Below are 23,716 nucleotides of genomic sequence, written 5' to 3'. Positions count from 1 at the left end.
GATGCTTCTGCCGAAACATCCGGGCTGTATTATTTTACTGGATTATTCCTCTTTGGCGAAATCCTGGATCTCGTTCGCGATGGCTTCCGCGGTCAGGCCGTACTCACGCAGCACGTCCCAGGCCGGACCGGAATGGCCGTAGGTGTCCTTCACGCCGATGCGGCGCACGGGGGTGGGGCACTTTTCGGACAGCAGGGAGCAGACCGCTTCGCCCAGACCGCCGATGATGCTGTGCTCCTCCACCGTGACGATCTTCTTGCACTCCTTGGCGGCGCGCAGCACCAGTTCCTCGTCCAGAGGCTTGATGCAGGGCATGTTGATGACCCGCACGCTCAGGGTGCCCTGCTTCTTCAGCTGCAGGGCGGCCTTCAGCACTTCGCTGGTCATCAGGCCGGTGGAGATCACCGCAATGTCGAACCCGTCGGTCAGGGTCTCGCCCTTGCCAATCTCAAAATGGTACTTTTCCGGGTCATGGAACACCGGGGTGGCCAGACGGGACAGGCGCAGGTAAACCGGACCATTGAAGGCGTAAGCGGCCTTCACGGCGGCCTTGGCCTCTACGTCGTCGGCGGGGCAGATGACCGTCATGCCGGGAATGGCCCGCATGAGGGCAAAGTCCTCGCAGCACTGGTGGGAAGCGCCGTCCTCACCCACCGAAAGTCCGCCGTGGGTGGCGGCGATCTTCACGTTCAGGTGGGGGTAGCCGATGGAGTTGCGCACCTGTTCCCAGGCACGGCCGGCGGCAAACATGGCAAAGCTGGAAACAAAGGGCACATAACCGAAGGTGCTCATACCGGCGGCCACGCCCATCATGTTGGCCTCGGCAATACCGCAGTTGAAGAAGCGGGCGGGGTATGCCTTGGCAAAAACGGCCGTCTTGGTGGAAGCCGAAAGGTCGGCGTCAAACACGACCAGATCGTCGTGGCCGGCATCCGCCAGCTCGACCAGCGCCGCACCGTAGCTGTCACGGGTGGCGATCTTTTTTACTTCAGCCATTGTTCATACTCCTTCTCCAGCTGGTCGTGGGCAGCCTGCAGCTCCGCCATGGCGCGCTGGTATTCTTCGTCGTTGGGGCCCTTGCCGTGCCAGCCGACGGCATTCTCCATAAAGCTGACACCCATGCCCTTGGTGGTGTGCAGCAGCATGCAGGTGGGCTTGCCGCTGCCGTGGGACCGGTCAAACAGCACAAAGGCCTGTTCCAGGTCGTTGAAGGAGTTGCCGTTGCACACGATGGTGTTGAAGCCGAAGGCGTCCATCTTCTGGTCCAGGGGCTCGCTGTTCATGATGGAACTGGTGGCGCCGTCGATCTGCAGCCCGTTCACATCGATCATGATGCACAGGTTGTCCAGTTTGTAGTGGGAGGCAAACATGAAAGCTTCCCAGCATTCGCCTTCTTCGATCTCGCCGTCACCCATGATGGTGTAGACGTTGATGTCCTTGCCCTGGGTGCGGGCGGCCAGAGCCATGCCGCAGGCCGCCGAAACGCCCTGCCCCAGGCTGCCGGTGCTCATATCAACGCCGGGAACGGTGTTCATGTTGGGATGGCCTTCCAGATAGCTGCCGCAATGACGCAGGGTCCGCAGATCCTCCACCGGGAAGAACCCGCGTTCCGCCAGCGCCGAATACAGCCCCGGGGCCGCATGGCCCTTGGACAGCACGAACCGGTCACGGTTGGGGTCCTGGGGATTTTCGGGGTCGATCTGCATCTCCTTGAAGTACAGATAGGTCAGCGCATCCGCGGCCGAAAGGCTGCCGCCGGGATGCCCGCTCTTGGCCGCATGGGTGGACTCGATGATGCCCATGCGCACGCGGGTTGCAGTCATCTTCAGCTGCAACATATCTTGTTTTAACATAAGTCGCGCTCCTCTTAACAGAAAGATCTCCCGGTCATACCGGGGAAGGTTTCCGAATCTGTTCCACCTTTATCTTATACCAAACCGTTTTGGCGCGCAATGCCTTTTTGGCCCTGCGGGTGAAAAAAACGCAAAAAAATGCCGGATCGCGGCACCAGAAAGACACGGCTGATACGATAATTTTCAATTATAGCACAAATTCCCCCGGGGGAAAAGCCCCCCCTTGCCGGTGCGCTGCGGCAAAGCGGCCGGTTTTTGTGCTTTACTTTCGGTAAAAAATGCCGTACAATAACTTATAATAGGCCGACTGTCCGGCAGCCGGCCACATCATCGGGCGGGGCTTGCGCGCCGTACCGCCCGCAGGAAAAGCGAGGGTACAACAGTGTTCAAAATCGTGAAAAGACGCGAACTGAACCCCACGGTGACCGAGCTGGTCATCGAGGCACCGCTGATCGCCAAAAAGGCCAAGGCGGGGCAGTTCATCATCATCCGCGCCAAGGCGGACAGCGAGCGCATCCCGCTGACCATCGCGGGCTACGATCGTGAAGCGGGCACCGTCACCATCATCTTCCAGGTGGTGGGCGCCGGCACCATGGAACTCAACACCCTGCCCGAGGGCGGCTATGTCCACGATTTCGTGGGCCCCCTGGGCAAAGCCACCGAGATCGAAGGCCTCAAGAAGGTCTGCGTGGTGGGCGGCGGCGTGGGCTGCGCCATCGCCCTGCCCGTGGCCCAGGCCCTGCATGCCCAGGGCACCAAGGTCACCGGCATCGTGGGCTTCCGTGACAAGGACCTGGTCATCCTGGAAGACGAGTTCCGCGCCTGCTGCGACGAGCTCATCATCATGACCGACGACGGCTCCTACGGCCGCAAGGGCGTGGTCACCGTGCCCCTGGAAGAAAAGCTTTCCGGCGGCGAGACCTTCGACGAAGTCATCACCATCGGACCCCTGATCATGATGAAGTTTGTGGTCAAGACCACCAAGCCCCACAACGTCAAGACGGTCGTCTCCATGAACCCCATCATGGTGGACGGCACCGGCATGTGCGGCGGCTGCCGCCTGACCGTGGGCGGCCAGACCAAGTTCGCCTGCGTGGACGGGCCGGACTTTGACGGCTTTGAGGTGGATTTTGACGAGGCCATGCACCGCGGCACCATGTACAAGGATTTTGAGCGCCATGCCCGGGACGAGGCCTGCAACCTGTTCAAGAAGGAGGTCGAGTAAGATGCCCAACATGGACCCCAAAAAGTGCCCCATGCCCAGCCAGGACCCCAACGTCCGCAACAAGAACTTCAAGGAAGTGGCCCTGGGCTATACCGCCGAGATGGCCGTGAATGAGGCCAAGCGCTGCCTGCAGTGCAAGAACCATCCCTGCCGTTCCGGCTGCCCCGTGGACATCGACATCCCCGGCTTCATCGCCGAGGTGGCCAAGGGCGACTTTGAGGCCGCCTACCAGGTCATTGCCAAGTCCAGCGCCCTGCCTGCCGTCTGCGGCCGCGTCTGCCCCCAGGAAAACCAGTGCGAAGGCAAGTGCGTCCGTGGCATCAAGAATGAGCCGGTGGGCATCGGCCGCCTGGAACGTTTCGTGGCCGACTGGCACCGGGAAAACGTGCATACCCCCGCCGTCAAGCCCGAACCCAACGGCCACAAGGTGGCGGTCATCGGCGCCGGTCCCTCCGGCCTGACCGCGGCCGGCGACCTGGCCAAGATGGGCTACAAGGTCACCATCTACGAGGCCCTGCATGTGGCCGGCGGCGTGCTGATGTACGGCATCCCCGAGTTCCGTCTGCCCAAGGACATCGTCCAGAAGGAAGTGGACGGCCTGAAGGACCTGGGCGTGGACATCGAGTGCAACATGGTCATCGGCAAGGTGCTGACCATCGACGAACTGCTCAACGAGTACGGCTATGAGGCCGTGTACATTGCTTCCGGCGCCGGTCTGCCCCGGTTCATGGGCATCCCGGGCGAAAGCCTGAAGGGCGTCTACTCCGCCAACGAGTACCTGACCCGCGTCAACCTGATGAAGGCCTACCTGCCCGATTCCCACACCCCCATCAAGAAATCCAAGGCGGTGGCCGTGGTGGGCGGCGGCAACGTGGCCATGGACGCCGCCCGCTGCGCCAAGCGCCTGGGCGCCGAGACCGTCTACATCGTCTACCGCCGCGGCATGGCCGAACTGCCCGCCCGTAAGGAGGAAGTGGAGCACGCCGAGGAGGAAGGCATCATCTTCAAGACCCTGACCAACCCGGTGGAAGTTCTCGGCGACGAGGACGGCTGGGTCAAGGGCATGACCTGCGTGGAGATGGAACTGGGTGAGCCGGACGCCTCCGGCCGCCGCCGTCCCATCGTCAAGGAGGGCAGCGAGTTCGAGCTGGACGTGGATACCATGATCATGGCCCTGGGCACCAGCCCCAACCCCCTGATCCGCTCCACCACCCCCGGTCTGGATGCCGACAAGCACGGCTGCATCATCACCAACGGCCCCGACGGGCTGACCAGCCGTCCCTTCGTGTATGCGGGCGGTGACGCCGTCACCGGCGCCGCTACCGTCATCCTGGCCATGGGCGCCGGCAAGGAGGCCGCCAAGGCCATCGACGAAGCCATCAAGGCCAAGAACCAGTAAGCGCGCATACCTGCCGCCAACCGGCGTATACTAACAGCAGGCCGCCGCGCCGCCGTCCGTTCCGGGCGCGGCGCGGCGGCTTTTTGCGCCCTTTTGCCAAGGAAAGGATTTTCTTTCAACATGTATAACCGTTTCATCCAGTTCGTGATCCCCCGTATCGGCCAGGGGCTCATCGCCCTGGTTTTGTACCTGAATTTCCTCGCCCTGCCCTTTCTGCAGCCTCTGGCCGGACAGCCGGTACTCTTCTTCGGCCTGCCCCTGGTCCTGCTGGCCGCCCTGGTCTGGCTGGCCCGGGACCCCCTGGGGGTGGGGCTGGCCGCCGCCGCCCAGCTGTGCGGGGTGTACGCGGCGGGGGATCTGGTCACCCTGCTGGCCCATGCCCTGGACGGCCCGGTATGGCAGGTCTGGCGGCTGGTATGGCAGGGGGGGCTGCTGGCCTGGGCGGTCACGGTGGTGCTGCTCCTGTGGGGCTGGCGCAAGGCGGTGCGGCTGTGCACCACCTGCTACACCATATCCACCAAAAAGCCCCTGCCCGGGGGCCGGCTGCGGGTGGTGCAGCTCAGTGACCTGCACCCCGGCACCGGCGCCATGAACCACACCCGCATCCCCGAACTGGAGGAGCGGGTGGCGGCCCTGCATCCGGATGTGCTGGTGCTCACCGGGGACATCTTTGACGAGTATACCTCCCGGCAGGACTTTGAGGCCTTCTGCGCCCTCTTTGGCCGGTGGGATCTGCCCGGGGGCAAATGGTTCGTGCCGGGAAACCACGATCTTTTCCATTACTGGCACACCCCCAGCTACACCCGGGCGGAACTGGAAGAGCGATTCGCCGCCGCCGGGGTGACGATCCTGGAGGACGATTCCCGCCTCCTCTCCCTGCCGGACCGGCAGGGGGCGCCGGTGCGCATCATCGGCCGCAGGGACTGGCTGGATACCAAGGGCAGGCGTCTGGCCCCCGCCGAACTGCAGCCCGGTGGTCCGGACGGGGTGTTCACCCTCTGGCTGGACCATGAACCCCGGGAACTGCGGGATGCCGCCGACGCCGGGGCGGACCTGATCCTCAGCGGCCACACCCACGGCGGGCAGATCTGGCCCGCAGGACTGGCGGCCCGACTCTTCCGGTACAATGAGGTCAACTATGGCCGCAAGCGCATCACCCCCACCTGCACCGCCGTGGTCAGCGGCGGCACCGGCACCTGGGGCTACAAACTGCGCACCGCCGGCCGCACCGAGATCGTCTGTGTGGACGTGACGCAGGAAATGTGATATTCTCTTATGGCGTCATATCCGTTGCGCAAGCAACCGAATACAGCCCACAATTTGGGTATACTAACAACGGATATCAAGACAAGGGAGAGTATATATATGAAGATCGTTTTTTACGGTACCCGCGATTACGACCGCCTGTACTTTGAACTGCTGGCCGCCGACCCGGACTACGGCTGCTCCATCCGTTTCCTGGCCGCCAACCTGGACGTGGACACCGCGCCCCTGGCCAAGGGCGGGGACGCAGCCTGCGCCTTTGTGAACAGCGACTGCTCCGCCCCCGTGCTGGAAGCCCTCCATGAAGCGGGCATCCGGCTGCTGCTCATGCGCTGCGCCGGGTACAACAACGTGGACCTGGCCGCCGCCAAGCGGCTGGGCATCACGGTGCTGCGGGTCCCCGGCTACAGCCCCGAGGCCGTGGCCGAACACGCCATGGCCCTGGCCCAGGCGGCCAACCGCCGCATCTGCAAGGCCTATATCAAGGTGCGCAACAACAACTTCGCCCTGGACGGCCTGCTGGGCTACAACCTCTACGGCTCCTGCGCGGGCATCATCGGCACCGGGCGCATCGGTGCGGCCATGGCCCGCATCTGCCACGGCTACGGCATGACCGTGCTGGCCTATGACCAGTACCACAACCCCGAGCTGGAAGGCATCGTGCGCTATGTGGAGCTGGACGAGCTGCTCCGCGCCGCCGACCTCATCAGCCTGCACTGCCCCCTGACCGCCGACACCCACCACCTCATCAACGCCGAGACCATCGCCAAGATGCGGGACAACGCCATCCTGGTCAACACCAGCCGGGGCGGCCTCATCGACACCAACGCCCTCATCGACGCCCTGCGCGCCCGCAAGTTCGCCGGCGTGGGTCTGGACGTGTACGAGGACGAGGACGGCCAGGTGTTCGAGGACTTCTCCGACGACGTGCTGCAGAACGAGGTGGTCCCGGTGCTGCTCAGCTTCCCCAATGTGGTGGTCACCAGCCACCAGGCCTTCTTCACCCGCACGGCGCTGCAGAGCATCGCCATCACCACCATGGAAAACGCCCGTGCTTTTGAGCGGGGCGAAAAACTGGTGAACGAAGTCCACGAGTAATCATACAACAAAAACAGCCCCTTCCCGCAGACAATACGGGAAGGGGCTGCATTTTGTTATTTACCAGATGCCGATGATGTGCTGCATGCCCAGGCTCACGCCGGTGATGGCCACCCAGCACACAAAGCCCATGACGATGGCCTTGCCGCCGGTGCGGACCATCTTGACCAGGTCGGTGTTCAGGCCGATGGCCGCCATGGCCATGACGATGAAGAACTTGGACAGTTCCTTCAGCGGCTGGAACAGGGAAGCATCCACGCCCGCGGACACGCAGACGGTGGTGATGACCGAGGCCAGCAGGAAGAAGATGATGAAGAAGGGAAAGACCTTTTTCAGGGAGAAGCTGCCCTGCTGGGCTTCGCCGCTCTTGCGGGCCTTGGCAGCCCCCATGAGGGCCAGCACCAGGGTGATGGGGATGATGGCCAGGGTGCGGGTCAGCTTGACGATGGTGGCGCCTTCCAGGGCGTTGGCGCCGGGGTGCATCCCATCCCAGGAGGCCGCCGCGGCGGTGACGGAGGAGGTATCGTTGACGGCGGTGCCGGCAAACAGGGCAAAGCCCTCATTGCTCAGGCCCAGCTGGCCGCCCAGCCAGGGGAAGATCAGGGCCGCCAGCACGTTGAACAGGAAGATGACCGAGATGGACTGGGCGATCTCCTCATCATCCGCATGGACCACCGGGGCGGTGGCAGCAATGGCGGAGCCGCCGCAGATGGAGGAACCCACGCCGATGAGGGTGGAGGTGTTGCCCGGCAGATGCAGGACCTTCTGCAGCAGGAAGGCCACCACCAGGGAGGTGGTGATGGTGGACACGATGACCGGCAGGCTCTGGGCGCCCACCCGGGCAATCTCGGACAGGTTCAGCCCGAAGCCCAGCAGGATGACCGCGTACTGCAGAATCTTTTTGGAAGTGTAGGTGATGCCCGGCTGGGTCAGGGTCTTGTTCTTGTAGAACAGGGCAATGACCATGCCGATGAGGATGGCAAACACCGCGCCGCCGATGACGGGGAAGGCCTTGCCCAGCAGCCAGGACGGCACCGCAATGACCAGGCAGGCCGCAACGCCCGGCAGCAGTTTCTTGATGGTTTCCATAGGATGGTTCTCCTCCTGATATCGTTGGTTTTGTTTTCTCCGTGGACCAGTATATGGCATTTTCAGTATCATGTAAAATTATAATTCTTTATTTATATATAATTGCGTGTTATAATAAGGCCATCAACTGCGCCACGCTATCCGAACAGGAGGAATCCCCATGCTGGACCATAAGGTGGAAACCTTTCTGGCCTTGTGCCAGACCATGAATTATACCCGCGCCGCCGAACAGCTGCACATCACCCAGCCCGCGGTGTCCCAGCACATCCGCGCGCTGGAAGCGGAGTACGGTGCCCGTTTTTTTGCCTATGAGGGCAAACAGCTCTCCCTGACCGAGGCAGGCACCCTGTTTCTGCGCACCGCTTCGGCGGCCCGCCATGATGACCTGCACCTGAAGGAACTGCTGCGGGCCCAGGCAGGGCGACACACCCTGCATTTCGGGGCCACCCTGACCATCGGGGAGTACCTGATGCCCGGGCCCCTGTCCCGCCTGCTGCGCACCGACCCCGACCTGCGGCTGCGGATGGTGGTGAACAACACCGACGCACTGCTGGCCATGCTGGACCGGGGGGAGATCGACTTTGCGGTGATCGAAGGCTTCTTTCCCCGGCAGGACTACGACGGTCTGGTCTTTGCCCGGGAGGAGATGTTCCCGGTGTGCGCCCCCGCCAACCCCCTGGCCGCCGGCACCCACGAATTGCGGGACCTGCTGGACGCCCATCTGCTGGTGCGGGAGGAAGGCTCCGGCACCCGGGAGATGCTCCAGCGGGCACTGCAGGAGCGGGGCCTGTCCCTGGCGGATTTTCCCCATCTGGCGGAGCTGGGCAGCCTGAACGCCATCAAGGCCCTGGTGCTGGAAAACTGCGGCATCACCTTCTGCTACCGGTCAGTGGTGGCCAGAGAGCTGGCGGCGGGCACCCTTTGCCGGATCGACCTGCCGGATTTCACCCTGGCCCACGATTTCACCTTCCTGTGGCAGAAAAACAGTGTTTTTGCGCCCTATTACCGGGAAGTCTTCACCAAGCTGCGGCCATAAACCAAAAAGCCCGCCCGTTTCTTATCAGGAACGGGCGGGCTTTTGCGATGGTAAAGCAAAAAGAAAAAGCCGGACCAACTGTCCGGCTTTTGGTGTGGTGCGCGGTACAGGACTCGAACCTGTGACCTCCTGCACGTCAAGCAGATGCTCTACCAGCTGAGCTAACCGCGCATGTCGACTTGCGACTTGTATACTATACCAAACCTTGCGGAAAAAATCAAGCCCTTTTTTCAAAAAAATCCGAAAATTCTGTAAAACCTCTGCGCCTTTTGGAAAAATAAACGGTGCAGCGCGCCTTTGAAACGGCGGGGCGGCGGGCAAAATCTTGCCGCAGCAGCGTTTTTGTGGTATACTGTTACGGTTAAAATGGAGAGGTGTAACGAAATGCGAGTTTTGGGCATCGACCCCGGCTATGCCATTGTGGGCTGGGGGGTCGTGGAATATGTGGGCAACCGGTTTGCCCCAGTGGGATACGGCGCGGTCATGACCGACAAGGATACCCCCTTTGAGCATCGTCTGCAGGAGGTGTACGAGGGCATCCTGGACGTGTGCAGGCGGTACCAGCCCGAAGCCATCTCGCTGGAAAAGCTCTTCTACCAGCACAACCAGACCACCGTCATCGGGGTGGCGGAAGCCCGCGGGGTCATCCTGCTGGCCGCCGCCCAGTGCGGCATCCCCATTTATGAATACACCCCCATGCAGGTCAAGCAGGCGGTGACCGGCTACGGCAAGGCGGTGAAAAAGCAGATCCAGGAGATGACCCGGATGCTCTTGCACCTGCCCGAGATCCCCAAGCCTGACGACACCGCCGACGCCTTGGGCATGGCGGTGGCCCACTGCCATTGCAGCCGCAGCCGCCTGATGGGCACCCAGCCCCGCTGATTGGCGTTCACCGCCGTAATATAGAGAAGAAAAGGGAAGCACCATGATCTATTGTCTTACCGGAAAAGTTCTGAAAAAGACCCTGGATACCGTCGTCATCAGCTGCGCGGGGGTAGGGTATCTGGCCCAGGTGCCCCTGTCCACCGCCGAAGCCCTGCCCGCCCCGGGCAAGGAGGCCACCCTGTACACCGTCATGTCGGTGAGCGAGAACGACGTGTCCCTCTACGGCTTTGCCACCGAGGACCAGCGTGCCTGCTTCAAGATGCTCACCGGCGTGTCCGGCGTGGGCCCCAAGGCGGCGCTGGCCATCCTGTCGGTGATGAGCCCGGAAAAGGTGGCCCTGGCGGCCTCCTCCGGGGACCACAAGGCCTTCACCGCCGCCAACGGCGTGGGCCCCAAGCTGGCCCAGCGCATCGCCCTGGAACTGAAGGACAAGGTGGGCAAGGGTCTGGCCGCCGGCACCGGTTTTGCGGGCAATGTGTCCGCCGCCCCGGCGCCCCAGAGCGCCCCTGCCCAGGCGGTGGCCGCCCTGGTCAGTCTGGGCTACAGCACCTCCGACGCGGCCGCCGCCGTGGCCCGGGTGGACGATACCCTGCCGGTGCAGGACATCATCAAGATCGCACTGCGCGGGCTGTCCCGCGCCTGAATCCCTGAAAGGAAGGTACCATGGCACAGAATCAGGAATACACCGTCGATCCCAGCCGTCTGGTCAGCCCTGACCTGGGTCCGGCGGAAGTGGAAGAAAACAGCCTGCGCCCCAAGACCCTGGACGACTACATCGGCCAGGACAAGGCCAAGAGCAACCTGCGCATCTATCTGCGGGCGGCCCAGCAGCGGGGCGAAGCGATGGACCATATCCTGCTGTACGGCCCTCCCGGTCTGGGCAAGACCACCCTGGCGGGCATCGTGGCCCAGGAGATGGGGGTCCAGGTGCGCATCACCTCCGGTCCGGCCATCGAAAAGCCCGGGGACCTGGCCGCCCTGCTCACCAACCTGCAGGAGGGGGACATCCTCTTTATTGACGAGATCCACCGTCTGTCCCGCCAGGTGGAGGAGGTTTTGTACCCCGCTCTGGAGGACTACGCTCTGGACATCATGATCGGCAAGGGCCCCAGTGCCCAGAGCATCCGCATCAACCTGCCCCACTTCACCCTCATCGGGGCCACCACCCGGGCCGGCCAGCTCACCGGCCCTTTGCGGGACCGGTTCGGCATCCTGCTCAAGCTGGAACCCTACAGCCCGGACGAGCTGGCCCGGATCATCACCCGCAGCGCCGGCATCCTGGGCATTCCCATCGACCACGACGGCGCCCTGGAACTGGCCCGGTGCAGCCGGGGCACCCCCCGTATCGCCAACCGGCTGCTCAAGCGGGTGCGGGACTTTGCCACCGTCCAGGGGGACGGCGCCATCGACGGCCCCACCGCCGTGGCGGCCCGCAAACAGATGGACATTGACGAGATGGGCCTGGACGAGCTGGACCGGGGGGTCCTGCGGGCCATCATCGAACTGTACGGCGGCGGGCCGGTGGGTCTGGAGACCCTGGCCGCCGCCCTGGGGGAGGAGAGCGTCACCCTGGAGGACATCTGCGAACCCTACCTGATGCAGCTGGGCTATCTGACCCGCACCCCCCGGGGGCGCTGCGTCACCCGTCTGGCTTATGAACATCTGCATCTGCCGGTGCCCCGCCGCCTGCGCGAGGAGGACGAGGACGACGGCCAGCAGAGTATGTACTGATATTGTGACCCTTACACGCCCGAAAGGAGCCTTGAATCTATGCGCTGTGCCGATACCTGGCAGGACTACGAACTCATCGACGCCACCGGCCACAACCGGCTGGAACGCTGGGGCAAGACCCTGCTCATCCGTCCCGACCCCCAGGTCATCTGGAAAAACCAGCCCGTCAGCCCCCTGTGGAACCGGGCGGACGCCGTCTATCACCGCTCGGCCAAGGGGGGCGGCAGCTGGGAACAGCACCGCAAGCTGCCCCAGCGCTGGCAGATCGGCTGGCAGGGGCTCACCCTCATCGTCAGCCCCACCGGCTTCAAGCACACCGGCGTTTTCCCCGAACAGGCGGTGAACTGGGCCTGGTACCAGGAGAAAATTGCCGCCGCCCGTCGTCCTATCAAAGTGCTGAACCTTTTCGGCTACACCGGCGGCGCCACTCTGGCCTGTCTGGCCGCCGGAGCTTCGGTCACCCATGTGGACGCCTCCAAGGGGATGGTGGCCTGGGCCCGGGAGAACGCCGCCGCCAGCAATCTGGCCGACAAGCCCTGCCGCTGGATCGTGGATGACTGCGCCAAGTTCGTGGCCCGGGAGATCCGCCGGGGCAGCCGGTACGACGGCGTCATCATGGACCCGCCCAGCTACGGCCGGGGGCCCGGGGGCGAGATCTGGAAGCTGGAAGACAACGTCTACGACCTCATCACCCTGACCCAGCAGGTCCTCTCCGACGACCCGCTCTTCTTTGCCATCAACTCCTACACCGAGGGCCTGAGCCCCGCGGTGATGGAATACATTCTGAAAACCAACCTCTGCCCCGTCAAGGGCGGCAGGACCTGGTGCGATGAGATCGGCCTGCCGGTCTCGGCCACCGGGGGCGTGGTGCCCTGCGGCGCCACCGCCGTGTGGGAACAGGAATAAAAAGGGGGAATCTGACATGGAACCCATGCTCAAAGCCCAGGATGTGCGCTTCCGCTATGACCCCGAACGCCCGGACTACGCCGTGGACGGCGTCAGCCTGGAAGTGAAGCGCGGCGAGTTCGTCGCCGTGCTGGGGGGCAACGGCAGCGGCAAAAGCACCCTGGCCAAACATTTCAACGCCATTCTGCTGCCCGAGACCGGCACCGTGCTGGTGGAGGGCATTGATACCCGCACCGAGGAAAAACTCTACGACATCCGCCAGAAGGCGGGCATGGTGTTCCAGAATCCGGACAACCAGATCGTGGCCACCATCGTGGAGGAGGACGTGGCCTTCGCCCTGGAAAACCTGGGCGTGCCCAGTGAGCAGATCCGCACCCGGGTGGATGAGGCCATGAAGATGACCGGCATCTATGAATACCGGGAAAAGGCCCCCTTCAAGCTGTCCGGCGGCCAGAAACAGCGGGTGGCCATCGCGGGCGTCATCGCCATGCGGCCGGACTGCCTGATCCTGGACGAAGCCACCGCCATGCTGGACCCCCGGGGGCGGGCCGCCGTCATGAACACCATCCACAGCCTGCGGGCGGCGGGCATCACCATCGTGTCCATCACCCATTATATGGAGGAGGCCGCCCAGGCCGACCGGGTCCTGGTCATGAGCCGGGGCCGCATCGTCATGGAAGGTACCCCCGAGGAAGTGTTCAGCCAGACCGAGCGCCTCAAGCGCTACCGGCTGGACGTGCCCCAGGCCGCGGAACTGCGGGATGAGCTGGCGGCCGCCGGACTGCCCATGCCCGCCAACGTCATCACCCCCGAAGCCTGCGCCCGGGCCCTGTACGACCTGCTTCGCTGAACAAACGGCACCACGCCGCAGAATCTGAATGACCGCAGCTTCACCGGCAAAGGCCGGGCGGCATGCGGAAGGAAGGGAAACGAACGTGTCTGAAATCATTCGCTGTGAACATCTGCGCTATGTATACAACGCCGGACTGCCCGACGAGACCGCTGCGCTGGACGATGTGAGCTTCTCCATTGAGGAGGGGGACTTCGTCGGCATCATCGGCTCCACCGGCAGCGGCAAATCCACCCTCATCAGCCATTTCAACGGGCTGAACCGCCCCACCTCCGGCAAGATCTATGTGGACGGCCGGGACATGTGGGCGGAAGGGGAGGACCTGCGGAGCTTCCGGTTCCTGGTGGGGCTGGTCTTCCAGTACCCCGAATACCAGCTCTTTGAGGAGACCTGTGCCCAGGATATCGCCTACGGCCCCCGCAACATGGGCCTGAGCGAGGAGGAGATCCAGCGCCGGGTCAATGAGGCCGCCGAATTCACCGGCCTGAGCGAGGACCTGCTCCAGCGCAGCCCCTTTGAGCTCTCCGGCGGCCAGAAGCGCCGGGTGGCCATTGCGGGCGTCATGGCCATGGAGCCCCGCATCCTGGTGCTGGACGAGCCTGCCGCCGGACTGGACCCGGAAGGCCGGGACACCATCCTGGCCCAGATCAAGGCCTACCACAAAAAGACCGGCGTGACGGTGGTGCTGGTCAGCCATTCCATGGAGGACATCGCCAAATACGCCGACAAGGTGCTGGTCATGCACAAGGCCGGGGTGGCCATGTACGACACGGTGGAAAGCATCTTTGCCCGGGCGCCGGAACTGCTGGAGCTGGGGCTTTCGGTGCCCCAGGTCACCCAGATCTTCCTGCGCCTGAAGGAGATGGGCCTGGACATCAAGACCGACGTCTACACCATGCCCTACGCCGTCAAGACGGTGCTCAAGGCCTACAACGCCCGCCATCCCGAAAAGCCTCTGCCCATCCCGGCAGAGAAAGGAGGGGAAGACCATGCTTCGTGATATCACCATCGGACAGCACTTCCCCGGCAATTCGGTGCTGCACCGCTGCGACCCCCGCCTGAAACTGGTGGGGACCATCGCCTATATCATCGTGCTGTTTGTGGCCTCCAACCCTCTGGGCATTGCCTTGTCCCTGGCCCTGCTGGCCCTGCTGTACGCCGTAGCAAAAATCCCTTATCGCCTCATTCTCAAGAGCCTGAAGCCCATCGTGCCCATCATCATCTTCACGGCGGTGCTCAACCTCTTCTTCATCACCGGGGACGGGGAACCCCTGGTGCGGCTGTGGATCTTCTCCATTTATAAGGAGGGCGTGTCCTACGCCATCCTCATGGCGGTGCGTGTGGTGGCTTTGATCGCGGGCACCAGCCTGCTCACCTACACCACCAGCCCCATCGTCCTCACCGACGCCATCGAATCCCTGCTGCGTCCCTTGCAGAAGCTGCACTTCCCGGTGCATGAGCTGGCCATGATGATGACCATTGCCCTGCGGTTCATCCCCACCCTCATCGAGGAGACCGAGAAGATCATGAACGCCCAGAAAGCCCGGGGCGCCAAGCTGGACAACGGCAAATTCACCGAGCGCATCCGCGCCCTCATCCCCATCCTGATCCCCCTGTTCATCAGCGCCTTCCGTCGGGCCGACGAGCTGGCCATGGCCATGGAGTGCCGCTGCTACCGCGGGGGCGAAGGCCGCACCCGCCTGAAGGTGCTGCGCTTCGGCAAGCTGGACGTGCAGTGCGCCCTGGCCCTGGCGGTGCTGCTGGGCATCATCCTGTCCACCACCCTGCTGTTCTGAGGAGGGGCTCATGACCGTACTTTTGTGGCTGGCCTACAAGGGCACCCGGTACGCCGGGTTTCAGGTGCAGCCCAACGCCCTGACCGTCTGTGAGGTGCTGCAGGATGCCATGGAGGCGGTGCTGGGTTCCCGCCCCGACGTGAAGGGCTGTTCCCGCACCGACGCCGGCGTCCATGCGCGCCGTTTCGCGCTCAGTTTCCGGTATGATGGGACCGTGCCGCTGCGGCGGCTGCCCCTGGCCCTCAACGCCCACCTGCCCCCGGATGTGCGGGTGATGCAGGCGCAGGCGGCGCCGGAGGACTTCCACGCCCGGTACGCCGCCCACGCCAAGACCTACTGCTACCGCATCCGCAACGGGGCGGTGGACGACCCCTTTGATGGGGAGTACACCCACCGCATCCCCAAGCCCCTGGACGAGGGGGCCATGCAGCAGGCCGCTGCCGGATTTGTGGGGACCCACGATTTCCTGGCCCTGTGCGCCGCCGGGTCCTCGGTGGCCGCCCACGGGGACACGGTGCGCACCATCACCCGGTGTGAGGTGCGCAGGGAAGGGGAGATCCTGACCATCACCGTCACCGCCGACGGGTATCTGTACAACATGGTGCGGATCCTGGCCGGCACCCTTGTGGAGGCGGGCCTGGGCAAGCTGGACCCGGCGGAAGTGCCCGCCATCCTGCAAAGCCGGGACCGCCGCCGTGCCGGACCCACCCTGCCCGCCAAAGGCCTCTGCCTGATGCAGGTGGACTATCCCGGCCTTGTGCCGCAGACCGACGACAAAACGCATCATGCGTGATTTTTTACGAAAGGGGGAGCGCCGATGAGAGCGGAAGACAAGGAACGTCTGGCCCGACGCCAGCGTATGCTGGCACGGGAACGCGGCGAGCCCCTGCCTGAACCGGAGGAGACGGAATCCCGGCCGCCGGAGGAGGAATCCCGCAAGGCGGACAAAAAATCCAGGAAGGCCCGGGGCCGCCGGCTCTTCAAGGACTCTTCCGCCGACAAGTCCCAACCTTCCGCCGGCACAGACACCCCGGCGCAGGCGGATACCGCCGCCCGGACCCGCACGCAGAACAAGGCGGAACCGGTTTCTGCCGAGGGCGTCCGCGGTCCCCGGCTGGGCAATACCCGCCCGTTCAGCCCCATCCTGCGCCGCCGTGCGCGCCGCCGCCGCATCCTGCTGGTGGTGCTGGTGCTGGCCCTGCTGGTGGGGGCTGCCTGGTTCACCGGGGTGCTGGGGGCGTCCCTGTCCTCCCTGGGCGATACCATGGATTCCATCAGCCTGTATTTCCGGCGCAGCGGCGGATTCCCGGCCGCCACCGGCATTGAGGAACCCACCCGGATCGAGGAACTGGCCGGTGGCTTTGTGGAGCTGGACAAGGAGGACGTGGCCGTCTACTCGGCTTACGGCACCCAGGTCCGCACCCTGCAGCCGGGATATGCCCGTCCGGCCCTGGCTGTGGGCAATACCCGGTTCGTGCTGTATGACCGGGCCGGCACCAGCCTGCAGGTGGAAAGCCGTACCCGCACCCTCTACACCAAAACCTTTACCAACGCCATCATGCTGTGTGCCATGTCCCAGAACGGCACCCTGGGGGTGGTGACCGAATCCGAGCGCTATGCGGCGGAACTGCTGGTCTTCAGCCCCACCATGCGCAGCATTTACAGCTGGAAGATGACCCAGGACCAGGGCACGCCGCTGGCCCTGGGCTTTGCCACCGACAACCATCGGTTCGCGGTGGGGACGGTGGCCGCCCGGGACGGCCGGCTGGCCTGCCGCGTCTACCTGATGGACACCGCCAGGAGCGAGACCGGCCCCGCCTATACCGCCGACGAAGGCAGCCTGCTGCTGCAGCTGCACTGGCTGTCCGGCGACCGGGTGCTGGCCATCTTCGATACCTACGCGGTGGTGGTGGATGCCGCCACCGGGCAATCTCTCAGCCGCTATGACTTCGGCGGCGCCAACCTGCAGGGGGCTTCGGTGAACCGCCGGACCACCGCCCTGCTGCTCTCCACCCACAGCGGCAGCCAGCTCATCGTCCTGAATGCCGACCTGCAGGTGGTGGGGCAGGGGGATGCGGGGCAGGCCGAAGGCATTGCCTGCGCCGATACCGCGGTCTATCTGTGGGGCGCGGATACCGTGTACTGCCATGAACTCAGCGGCGCCCTGCGCTGGAGCAAGGCGCTGGATACCCGCCCCCTGGCTGTGCTCAACGCCAGCCAGCCGCTGCTGTTTACCGCGGGCCGGGTGGAGGTGCTTTCTCCCCCCGCCTGACCCTGAGCATATTATACAAAGCGTATTATATCTAAAGAGGAACACAAAATGGAATACTCAATCACCGGTCTTTTGTATGACATTCTGTTCGCCGTGGTGCTGATCCTCACCGCCGTCTATGGCTGGAAGCAGGGGTTCGTCTCCTCGCTGACCCTGTTGATCGGCAGTGTGGCGGGCATCTTCGGCGCCGCGTGGGCCGCCCAGACCTTCGGCCCCGTGGTCTACAACAACTATGTGGGCGCCTCCATCGCCGAAAGAGTTTCCGCCACCCTGGCGGAGAGCGGCGGCGATGTGACAGCCGCCGTACAGGGCATGTCCTTCCTGCCGGAAGCTGTGCGCAATGCCCTGCTGAACACCGTGGCCGAGATCACCGGCGAAGCCACCCCCCGTGTGATGGAGGTGCTGCAGCCCATCATTCTGCCCCTGATCCAGGTCATCATCTTCCTGGTGGTGTGCATCCTCATCCGCTGGCTGTTCCGGGCGCTGGCCTGGGCCCTGCGCGGATGCAACGGCATCCCCCTGGTGGGCGGTCTGAACCGGCTGCTGGGCCTTGTGCTGGGGGCGCTGTCCGGCGCGCTGAACTGCTGGCTGCTCTCTCTGGCACTGTGGCTGCTGAGCATGCTCAGCGACGGGCATATCGAGATCCTGCGCAGCGCCGTGCTGGGTAAAAGTGCCATCTACAGCCTGCTGGCCGGCTTCAATCCCTTTGTCATCCATTACTGAAAAAACAGGGGCGTTCCCGGGGCGACCCGTCCCGGAACGCTATGAACAATATCTGAACATTCGCCCCGTGCCCTTGCAAAAGCGGTGCCGCAGGGAGATAATGGTTCTTATAGCGGCCGGTTTTTCCCAGCCGGCCGCACAAGAGAGGTGAGACTATATGTTGTGTGTCCGCTGCAAAAAACGTACCGCAGTGGTTTTTGTACAGCGCATGGAGGGCGGCAAGCCCATTCAGGAAGGCTACTGCCTGACCTGCGCCAGAGAAATGCATATCCAGCCTGTGGATGATCTGATGAAGCGATTCGGCATGTCGGACCAGGACCTGGAAAATATGGAAGAGCGCATGACCAGCTTCCTGGAGGAAGCGGAGCAGTCCGGCGCCATGACCCCCGCAGAATCGGAGGAGGATGAGGAATTCATCCCCGGCGGCAGCCCCGCCTTCCCCTTCGGCTTCGGCGGTTCCACCGAACGCCGGGAGGAGCGCGGCAAGAAGAACGGCAAAAAGGAAAAGCCGCCCCGCCGCAAATATCTGGATACCTACTGTGAAAACCTGACCCAGAAGGCCAAGGAAGGCCGCATCGACCATATCGTGGGCCGTGACCGGGAGATCTACCGGGCGCTGCAGATCCTCTGCCGCCGGCAGAAGAACAACCCCTGCCTCATCGGTGAAGCCGGCGTGGGCAAGACGGCTATTGCCGAAGGCCTTGCCCAGCGTATCGCCGAGGGCAAGGTCCCGGCCCGCCTGCAGGGCAAGGAGATCTACCTGCTGGACCTGACCGCCCTGGTGGCCGGCACCCAGTTCCGGGGCCAGTTCGAACAGCGGGTCAAGGGCCTGCTCGGCGAGATCAAGGCCGCCGGCAACGTCATCCTGTTCATCGACGAGATCCACAACATCGTGGGTGCCGGTGATTCGGACGGCGCCATGAACGCGGCCAACATCATGAAGCCTGCGCTGTCCCGGGGACAGGTGCAGGTCATCGGCGCCACCACCTTCACCGAGTACCGCAAGTATATCGAGAAGGATTCCGCCCTGGAACGCCGCTTCCAGCCCATCAAGGTGGAGGAGCCTTCCATCAACGAATCCATCGAGGTCATCCGCGGGGTGAAGGGCTACTACGAAAAACATCACTGCGTGCGGGTGCCCGACGCGGTGGTTGCCAGCGTGGTGCAGCTGTCCGAGCGCTACATCACCGACCGCTATCTGCCCGACAAGGCCATCGACCTGCTGGATGAATCCTGCGCCAGCTGCAACCTGCGCCATCCGGAGATCACCGAGCTGTACAAACTGCAGCGGAGCATCGCCGATCTGGAACAGAAGGAGCGGGACCTGGAAAATCCCGACGAGGACAGCGCCGATTCCGCCATCGACTATGAGGAACTGGCCAAGACCAAGACCGAGCTGGCCCGCCAGCGGGAACGTCTGCCCGCCCTGGAACTGCAGGTGGCGGACATCCAGGTGACCCTGGACGATGTGGCCAAGGTGGTGGAGCTGTGGACCGGTATCCCGGCGGTGAAGATCAAGGAAAGCGAATACGGCCGCCTGCAGGGGCTGGAAGATGCCCTCAAGGCCCACGTCATCGGCCAGGATGAGGCCGTGCACAGCGTGGCCCAGGCCGTCAAGCGGGCCCGGGCGGATCTGTCCGGCCGCCATCGTCCGGCCAGCTTCATCTTTGTGGGCCCCACCGGTGTGGGCAAGACCGAACTGGTCAAGCAGCTGGCCAGCCAGCTGTTCGACACGGTGGACCCGCTCATCTCCATCGACATGAGCGAGTATATGGAAAAGCACACCGTCTCCCGCCTGATCGGGTCGCCTCCGGGCTATGTGGGCTACGATGAGGCTGGCCAGCTCACCGAGAAGGTCCGCCGCCGTCCCTACAGCGTGGTGCTCTTCGATGAGATCGAAAAGGCCCACCCGGATGTGATGAACATCCTGCTGCAGATCCTGGACGAGGGCAAGATCAACGATTCCCAGGGCCGGGTGGTGGATTTCTCCAACACGGTCATCTGCATGACCTCCAACGCCGGTTCCACCGACCGTACCGGCGCCACCGGCTTCAACCGCACCGCCGAACAGGCCACCCGGGACAAGAGCATGAAGGCTCTGCAGGAATTCCTGCGTCCCGAATTCCTGGGCCGTGTGGACGAGGTCATCACCTTCCGTCCCCTGGAACAGGCGGATCTGGAAAAGATCGCCGCCCTCATGCTGGAGGAATACCGTCCCGGTCTGGCCGCCCGCGGCCTGAACCTGGAATACAGCCCCGAGGCGCTCACCGCCATCGTCAAGGCCACCTCCACCCGGTTCGGCGCCCGGGAACTGCGCCGCACCATCCGCAAGACCCTGGAGGACCCGGTGGCCGAAGCCCTTGTCAACGGTACGCTGCAGGGCAATGCCACCGTCACCCTGGAAGCCGCCGAGGACGGTTCGCCCCGGCTGAAACTGCCGTCCTGAGCGGCGGCCGCAAGGAGGAACGGATGAAACGACATTTGCGGGCCCCGGCGCTGCTGCTGGCAGCGCTGGTCCTGGCCGGCTGCACCCGGGGGGAGATCTCTGCCGCCCGGGGTCCCGGCAGCCGCCTGGAACAGGTGCCCGACCTGACCGAGCCGTCCCCCGAACCGGAGGAACAGCAGCCGGCCGCCCCGGCGGCCCCCTGGACCGATGGCCTGACCCCTGCCCAGCAGAAATACGGCAGTGCCGGACTGCTGGCCTGGCCCTGCGTGCTGTACAGCATCTACCTGCAGCAGCCCGAAGGCCCCGGCTGGACCGAGGAGGAGATCGCCCGCAGCCAGGAAACCCTGGCCACGGCGGTGGACTGGATCGGGGAGCAGGCAGGGGAATACAATGTGTCACCCACCCTCTATTACGGCGAGGACCTGCTCTCGGTCATCGACTACGCCCCCGGCTTTGTGGGCGGCGAGGAGTCGGACGAAGGGCAGCAGTTCTACGACGATATGGACGAGGTGTGCGGGTCCCTGCGCACCAACGAGCTGGCCGAGACCTACGGCACCAGCAACATCGGTTTTCTGGTGTTTCTGCCGGTGTCCGGCTGTTCCTTCACCATGGTGCATTACCTGGAGGACGGCGGCTACTATTTCAACGAATACTGCTGCCTGTACAAGGACAATGTGTTTTTTGAGCCCGGAACCTTTGACGGTCCGGCGGTCTATGCCCACGAGATCCTGCATCTTTTCGGGGCCCCCGACCTGTACAGCGGCAGCAATGACCTGTTTGTCAGTGAGGAACTGGTGGACTATGTGGCCGATACCTGGCCGGAGGAGATCATGTACGATACCTACGCGCCGGACGGGTCGCTGGAATACGGGACCATCCACAAGGAGATCGGCCCCCTGACCGCCTACCGCCTGGGTCTGTGCGATGCTTTCCCCGGCATGGACCGGTTCCCGCTGGTCACCCTGGACCCGCCCGGGACCTTCCGCCTGGACGAAAGCACCTCCACCGACCGTTTTGACGAGCAGGACGGGGCGGTGGCCGCATAACAAAGGAGGCAAACCATGGGTGTGCCCGGAACGGGCGCCGTCAAGGAAACGCCCACCCTGCAGCTGCAGGAGGTGCAGGCCGCCGCCGCCGCCGAATGGCGGGTGGGCGACACCCTGCCGCCCCGCCTGTGTGAGGTGTGGATGCTGGTATATGTGATGGACGGTGTCATTGAAGAGACCGCCGACGGCCGCACCACCCTGGTGCGGGCGGGCCGGGTGCTGGTCCATCAGCCGGAAGAGACCTGGTCCATGCGGGCCGCGGGGGAAGTCCCCCCCGAAGTGCTGCGTCTGGCCTTTGCCGCCTCCGGCACGGTCCTGGACCTCTTCCGGGACCGGCTCATCCGGGTGAATGCGGTGGAAAAGAACGTGCTGCACCTGCTGGCCGATGCCGTGCGGGAAACCTGGCAGCGCCCCGAACAGCCGGGGCTGAATCCCACCCGCCGCGCCGACCCGCCTTTCGGTGTGCCGCGGCTGCTGCAGCTGTACCTGGAGGAGTTCCTCTGGCTGGCTGCCCGCCGCCTGCGCCGCAGCGGCCGCAGACCTTCCCCCCGGTTGGTGGCGGAACAGAACCAGCGGGCCATTGTGGATGCCGCACACCTGTATTTTTCCGACCATATGGAGGAAGACCCCGACCTGGACCAGATCTGCCATGCCCTGGGCTGCGGCCGGGTGGCACTGCAGCAGGCCTTCCGGGTGCGCACCGGACTTTCTCCCCGGGAATATTACGCCTGCCTGCGGGCGGAGCGGGCCGGGTCTCTGCTGGCCCAGGGGCATACCCCCGGCGAGGTGGCCCGGATGCTGGGATACTCTTCGGTGTCCTACTTTTCCCAGCGGTTCCGCGCCCTGACGGGCCAGACGCCCTCCGCCTACCGCAAGGACCCGCAGCCCCTGCATCTGTGCAACAAATAGGCATGGCAAATACTGAAACGTCTATTCTAAATTTCAGTTGTTCCGGTATAAAATAAAGGCAAGAAAGCGGGACAACCAAGACCGCTTGCAACAAAATTATAAAATTGCAAAGGAGCGTTCATTATGTCCATTCTGGTCAGCGGCGGCGCCGGCTACATCGGCAGCCATACCTGCGTCGAACTCCTGAATGCCGGGTACGACATTGTGGTGGCGGACAACCTCTACAACGCCAGCCCCGAAGCACTTGACCGGGTGAAAAAGATCACCGGCAAGGATTTCCGTTTCATTGAGGCAGACATGACCGACCATGACGCGGTCGATGCCATCTTCCGTGAAAATCCCGGCATTGAATGCGTCATCCAGTTCGCCGCCTACAAGGCGGTGGGCGAGAGCGTCTCCAAGCCCATCGAATACTACTCCAACAACCTGGGCTGCACCCTGACCATTCTGGACGTGATGCGCCACTACGGCTGCCACAACATCATCTTCTCCTCCTCGGCCACCGTCTACGGCGACCCCGCCAGCGTGCCCATCCGGGAAGATTTCCCCACCGGCGCCACCACCAACCCCTACGGCACCACCAAGGTCTTTACCGAGCGCATCCTCACCGACTGCTGCAAGGCGGACCCGGAACTGAACGTGGCCCTGCTGCGCTACTTCAATCCCATCGGCGCCCATCCCTCCGGCCTGATCGGCGAGGACCCCAACGGCATCCCCAACAACCTGGTGCCCTACATCGCCAAGGTGGCCGTGGGCAAGCTGGAAAAGGTCCATGTCTACGGCAATGACTATCCCACCCCGGACGGCACCGGCGTGCGGGACTACATCCATGTGGTGGACCTGGCCCGGGGCCATGTGGCGGCCGTGCGCAAACTGCAGGAAAAGCCCGGTCTGTTCATCTGCAACCTGGGCACCGGCCACGGCTACAGCGTGCTGGACGTGATCAAGGCCTTCAGCAAGGCCTGCGGCAAGGACCTGCCCTATGTCATCGACCCCCGCCGCCCCGGCGACATCGCCGAGTGCTGGTGTGACCCCGGCAAGGCCAAGCGGGAACTGGGCTGGGAAGCCCAGTACGGCATCGAGGAGATGTGCCGCGACAGCTGGAACTGGCAGAGCCACAACCCGGACGGCTACAAGACCAAAGCCGAGTAACACCCCGGCATAAACAAAACAAAACCGCCGCAGGCAA

General features: G+C 63.9%; 22 protein-coding genes and 1 tRNA gene. 19 read left to right on the top strand and 4 right to left on the bottom strand.

Going from position 1 to position 23,716, the window contains the following annotated elements; all coding sequences use genetic code 11:
- Positions 1-42 precede the first annotated feature (42 nt).
- Together AC127K_RS05180 and AC127K_RS05175 are read right to left on the bottom strand one after the other, a co-directional pair.
- The gene (locus tag AC127K_RS05180; RefSeq protein ID WP_483721814.1) at positions 43-996 is read right to left on the bottom strand and encodes a transketolase family protein; all 954 of its coding nucleotides are present in this window, start codon (positions 994-996) and stop codon (positions 43-45) included.
- Positions 984-1,853, bottom strand: coding sequence for a transketolase (locus tag AC127K_RS05175; protein WP_483721813.1), 870 nt, complete (start codon positions 1,851-1,853; stop codon positions 984-986). The genes AC127K_RS05180 and AC127K_RS05175 overlap by 13 nt, the downstream gene beginning before the upstream one ends.
- Before the next feature lie 382 nt (positions 1,854-2,235).
- Between AC127K_RS05175 and AC127K_RS05170 the strand changes: the two genes are divergently transcribed.
- The 4 genes from AC127K_RS05170 (at position 2,236) to AC127K_RS05155 (ending at position 6,838) form a co-directional block, all read left to right on the top strand.
- Positions 2,236-3,078 carry a sulfide/dihydroorotate dehydrogenase-like FAD/NAD-binding protein gene (locus AC127K_RS05170; RefSeq protein ID WP_294542420.1) on the top strand — a complete coding sequence of 281 codons (843 nt, stop codon included), beginning with the start codon at positions 2,236-2,238 and terminating at the stop codon, positions 3,076-3,078.
- A gap of 1 nt (position 3,079) precedes the next feature.
- Positions 3,080-4,477, top strand: a complete 1,398-nt coding sequence (gltA, locus tag AC127K_RS05165) for an NADPH-dependent glutamate synthase (protein ID WP_483721812.1) — start codon at positions 3,080-3,082, stop codon at positions 4,475-4,477.
- Between the two features lie 120 nt (positions 4,478-4,597).
- Positions 4,598-5,743: a metallophosphoesterase gene (locus AC127K_RS05160; protein WP_483721811.1), complete on the top strand. Its 1,146-nt coding sequence runs from the start codon at positions 4,598-4,600 to the stop codon at positions 5,741-5,743.
- A gap of 99 nt (positions 5,744-5,842) precedes the next feature.
- A complete protein-coding gene (locus AC127K_RS05155) occupies positions 5,843-6,838 on the top strand; it encodes a 2-hydroxyacid dehydrogenase (RefSeq protein ID WP_294542424.1) in 996 nt (331 codons plus the stop codon).
- A 60-nt stretch (positions 6,839-6,898) separates the two neighbouring features.
- Here AC127K_RS05155 and AC127K_RS05150 read toward each other — a convergent pair whose 3' ends face one another.
- Positions 6,899-7,927, bottom strand: a complete 1,029-nt coding sequence (locus AC127K_RS05150; protein WP_483721809.1) for a YeiH family protein — start codon at positions 7,925-7,927, stop codon at positions 6,899-6,901.
- Positions 7,928-8,087: 160 nt separating this feature from the next.
- Here AC127K_RS05150 and AC127K_RS05145 point away from each other — a divergent pair, with 160 nt between their 5' ends.
- Positions 8,088-8,963 carry a LysR family transcriptional regulator gene (locus AC127K_RS05145; protein ID WP_294542428.1) on the top strand — a complete coding sequence of 292 codons (876 nt, stop codon included), beginning with the start codon at positions 8,088-8,090 and terminating at the stop codon, positions 8,961-8,963.
- Between the two features lie 95 nt (positions 8,964-9,058).
- Here the strand turns inward: AC127K_RS05145 and AC127K_RS05140 are convergent.
- Positions 9,059-9,134, bottom strand: a tRNA-Val gene (locus AC127K_RS05140).
- 213 nt (positions 9,135-9,347) lie between these two features.
- Between AC127K_RS05140 and ruvC the strand changes: the two genes are divergently transcribed.
- From ruvC to galE, 14 genes are all read left to right on the top strand, one after another.
- Positions 9,348-9,845, top strand: coding sequence for a crossover junction endodeoxyribonuclease RuvC (gene ruvC, locus AC127K_RS05135; protein WP_483721808.1), 498 nt, complete (start codon positions 9,348-9,350; stop codon positions 9,843-9,845).
- Between the two features lie 43 nt (positions 9,846-9,888).
- Positions 9,889-10,491, top strand: a complete 603-nt coding sequence (gene ruvA / locus AC127K_RS05130) for a Holliday junction branch migration protein RuvA (RefSeq protein WP_294540574.1) — start codon at positions 9,889-9,891, stop codon at positions 10,489-10,491.
- Between the two features lie 20 nt (positions 10,492-10,511).
- Positions 10,512-11,579, top strand: coding sequence for a Holliday junction branch migration DNA helicase RuvB (ruvB, locus tag AC127K_RS05125; protein ID WP_294540576.1), 1,068 nt, complete (start codon positions 10,512-10,514; stop codon positions 11,577-11,579).
- Positions 11,580-11,618: 39 nt separating this feature from the next.
- Complete coding sequence (locus tag AC127K_RS05120) at positions 11,619-12,485, top strand: class I SAM-dependent methyltransferase (RefSeq protein WP_483721807.1); 867 nt, start codon at positions 11,619-11,621, stop codon at positions 12,483-12,485.
- 16 nt (positions 12,486-12,501) lie between these two features.
- Positions 12,502-13,335 (top strand): energy-coupling factor transporter ATPase, encoded by an 834-nt coding sequence (locus AC127K_RS05115; RefSeq protein ID WP_483721806.1) that lies wholly within the window; start codon positions 12,502-12,504, stop codon positions 13,333-13,335.
- A gap of 85 nt (positions 13,336-13,420) precedes the next feature.
- Positions 13,421-14,335: an energy-coupling factor transporter ATPase gene (locus tag AC127K_RS05110; RefSeq protein WP_483721805.1), complete on the top strand. Its 915-nt coding sequence runs from the start codon at positions 13,421-13,423 to the stop codon at positions 14,333-14,335.
- Positions 14,325-15,131 (top strand): energy-coupling factor transporter transmembrane component T family protein, encoded by an 807-nt coding sequence (locus tag AC127K_RS05105; protein ID WP_483721804.1) that lies wholly within the window; start codon positions 14,325-14,327, stop codon positions 15,129-15,131. Before AC127K_RS05110 ends, AC127K_RS05105 begins: the two co-directional genes overlap by 11 nt.
- Positions 15,132-15,141: 10 nt before the next feature.
- Positions 15,142-15,924: a tRNA pseudouridine(38-40) synthase TruA gene (truA, locus tag AC127K_RS05100; RefSeq protein ID WP_483721803.1), complete on the top strand. Its 783-nt coding sequence runs from the start codon at positions 15,142-15,144 to the stop codon at positions 15,922-15,924.
- A gap of 24 nt (positions 15,925-15,948) precedes the next feature.
- A complete protein-coding gene (locus tag AC127K_RS05095) occupies positions 15,949-17,403 on the top strand; it encodes a DUF5711 family protein (protein WP_483721802.1) in 1,455 nt (484 codons plus the stop codon).
- Between the two features lie 48 nt (positions 17,404-17,451).
- Positions 17,452-18,126 (top strand): CvpA family protein, encoded by a 675-nt coding sequence (locus AC127K_RS05090; RefSeq protein WP_483721801.1) that lies wholly within the window; start codon positions 17,452-17,454, stop codon positions 18,124-18,126.
- A gap of 157 nt (positions 18,127-18,283) precedes the next feature.
- Positions 18,284-20,572 carry an ATP-dependent Clp protease ATP-binding subunit gene (locus tag AC127K_RS05085; RefSeq protein ID WP_483721800.1) on the top strand — a complete coding sequence of 763 codons (2,289 nt, stop codon included), beginning with the start codon at positions 18,284-18,286 and terminating at the stop codon, positions 20,570-20,572.
- Between the two features lie 23 nt (positions 20,573-20,595).
- Positions 20,596-21,618: a hypothetical protein gene (locus AC127K_RS05080; protein WP_483721799.1), complete on the top strand. Its 1,023-nt coding sequence runs from the start codon at positions 20,596-20,598 to the stop codon at positions 21,616-21,618.
- Positions 21,619-21,633: 15 nt separating this feature from the next.
- On the top strand, positions 21,634-22,527 hold the full coding sequence (locus AC127K_RS05075; protein WP_294540594.1) for a helix-turn-helix transcriptional regulator: 894 nt from the start codon (positions 21,634-21,636) through the stop codon (positions 22,525-22,527).
- Between the two features lie 123 nt (positions 22,528-22,650).
- Entirely contained in the window at positions 22,651-23,679 is a 1,029-nt protein-coding gene (galE, locus tag AC127K_RS05070; RefSeq protein ID WP_294540596.1) for a UDP-glucose 4-epimerase GalE, read from the top strand.
- Positions 23,680-23,716 lie beyond the last annotated feature (37 nt).

It is taken from the genome of Subdoligranulum sp. DSM 23681, assembly GCF_057005535.1.
Note: the sequence above shows the minus strand (reverse complement) of the source record. Positions and strands in the feature narration are given on the sequence as shown.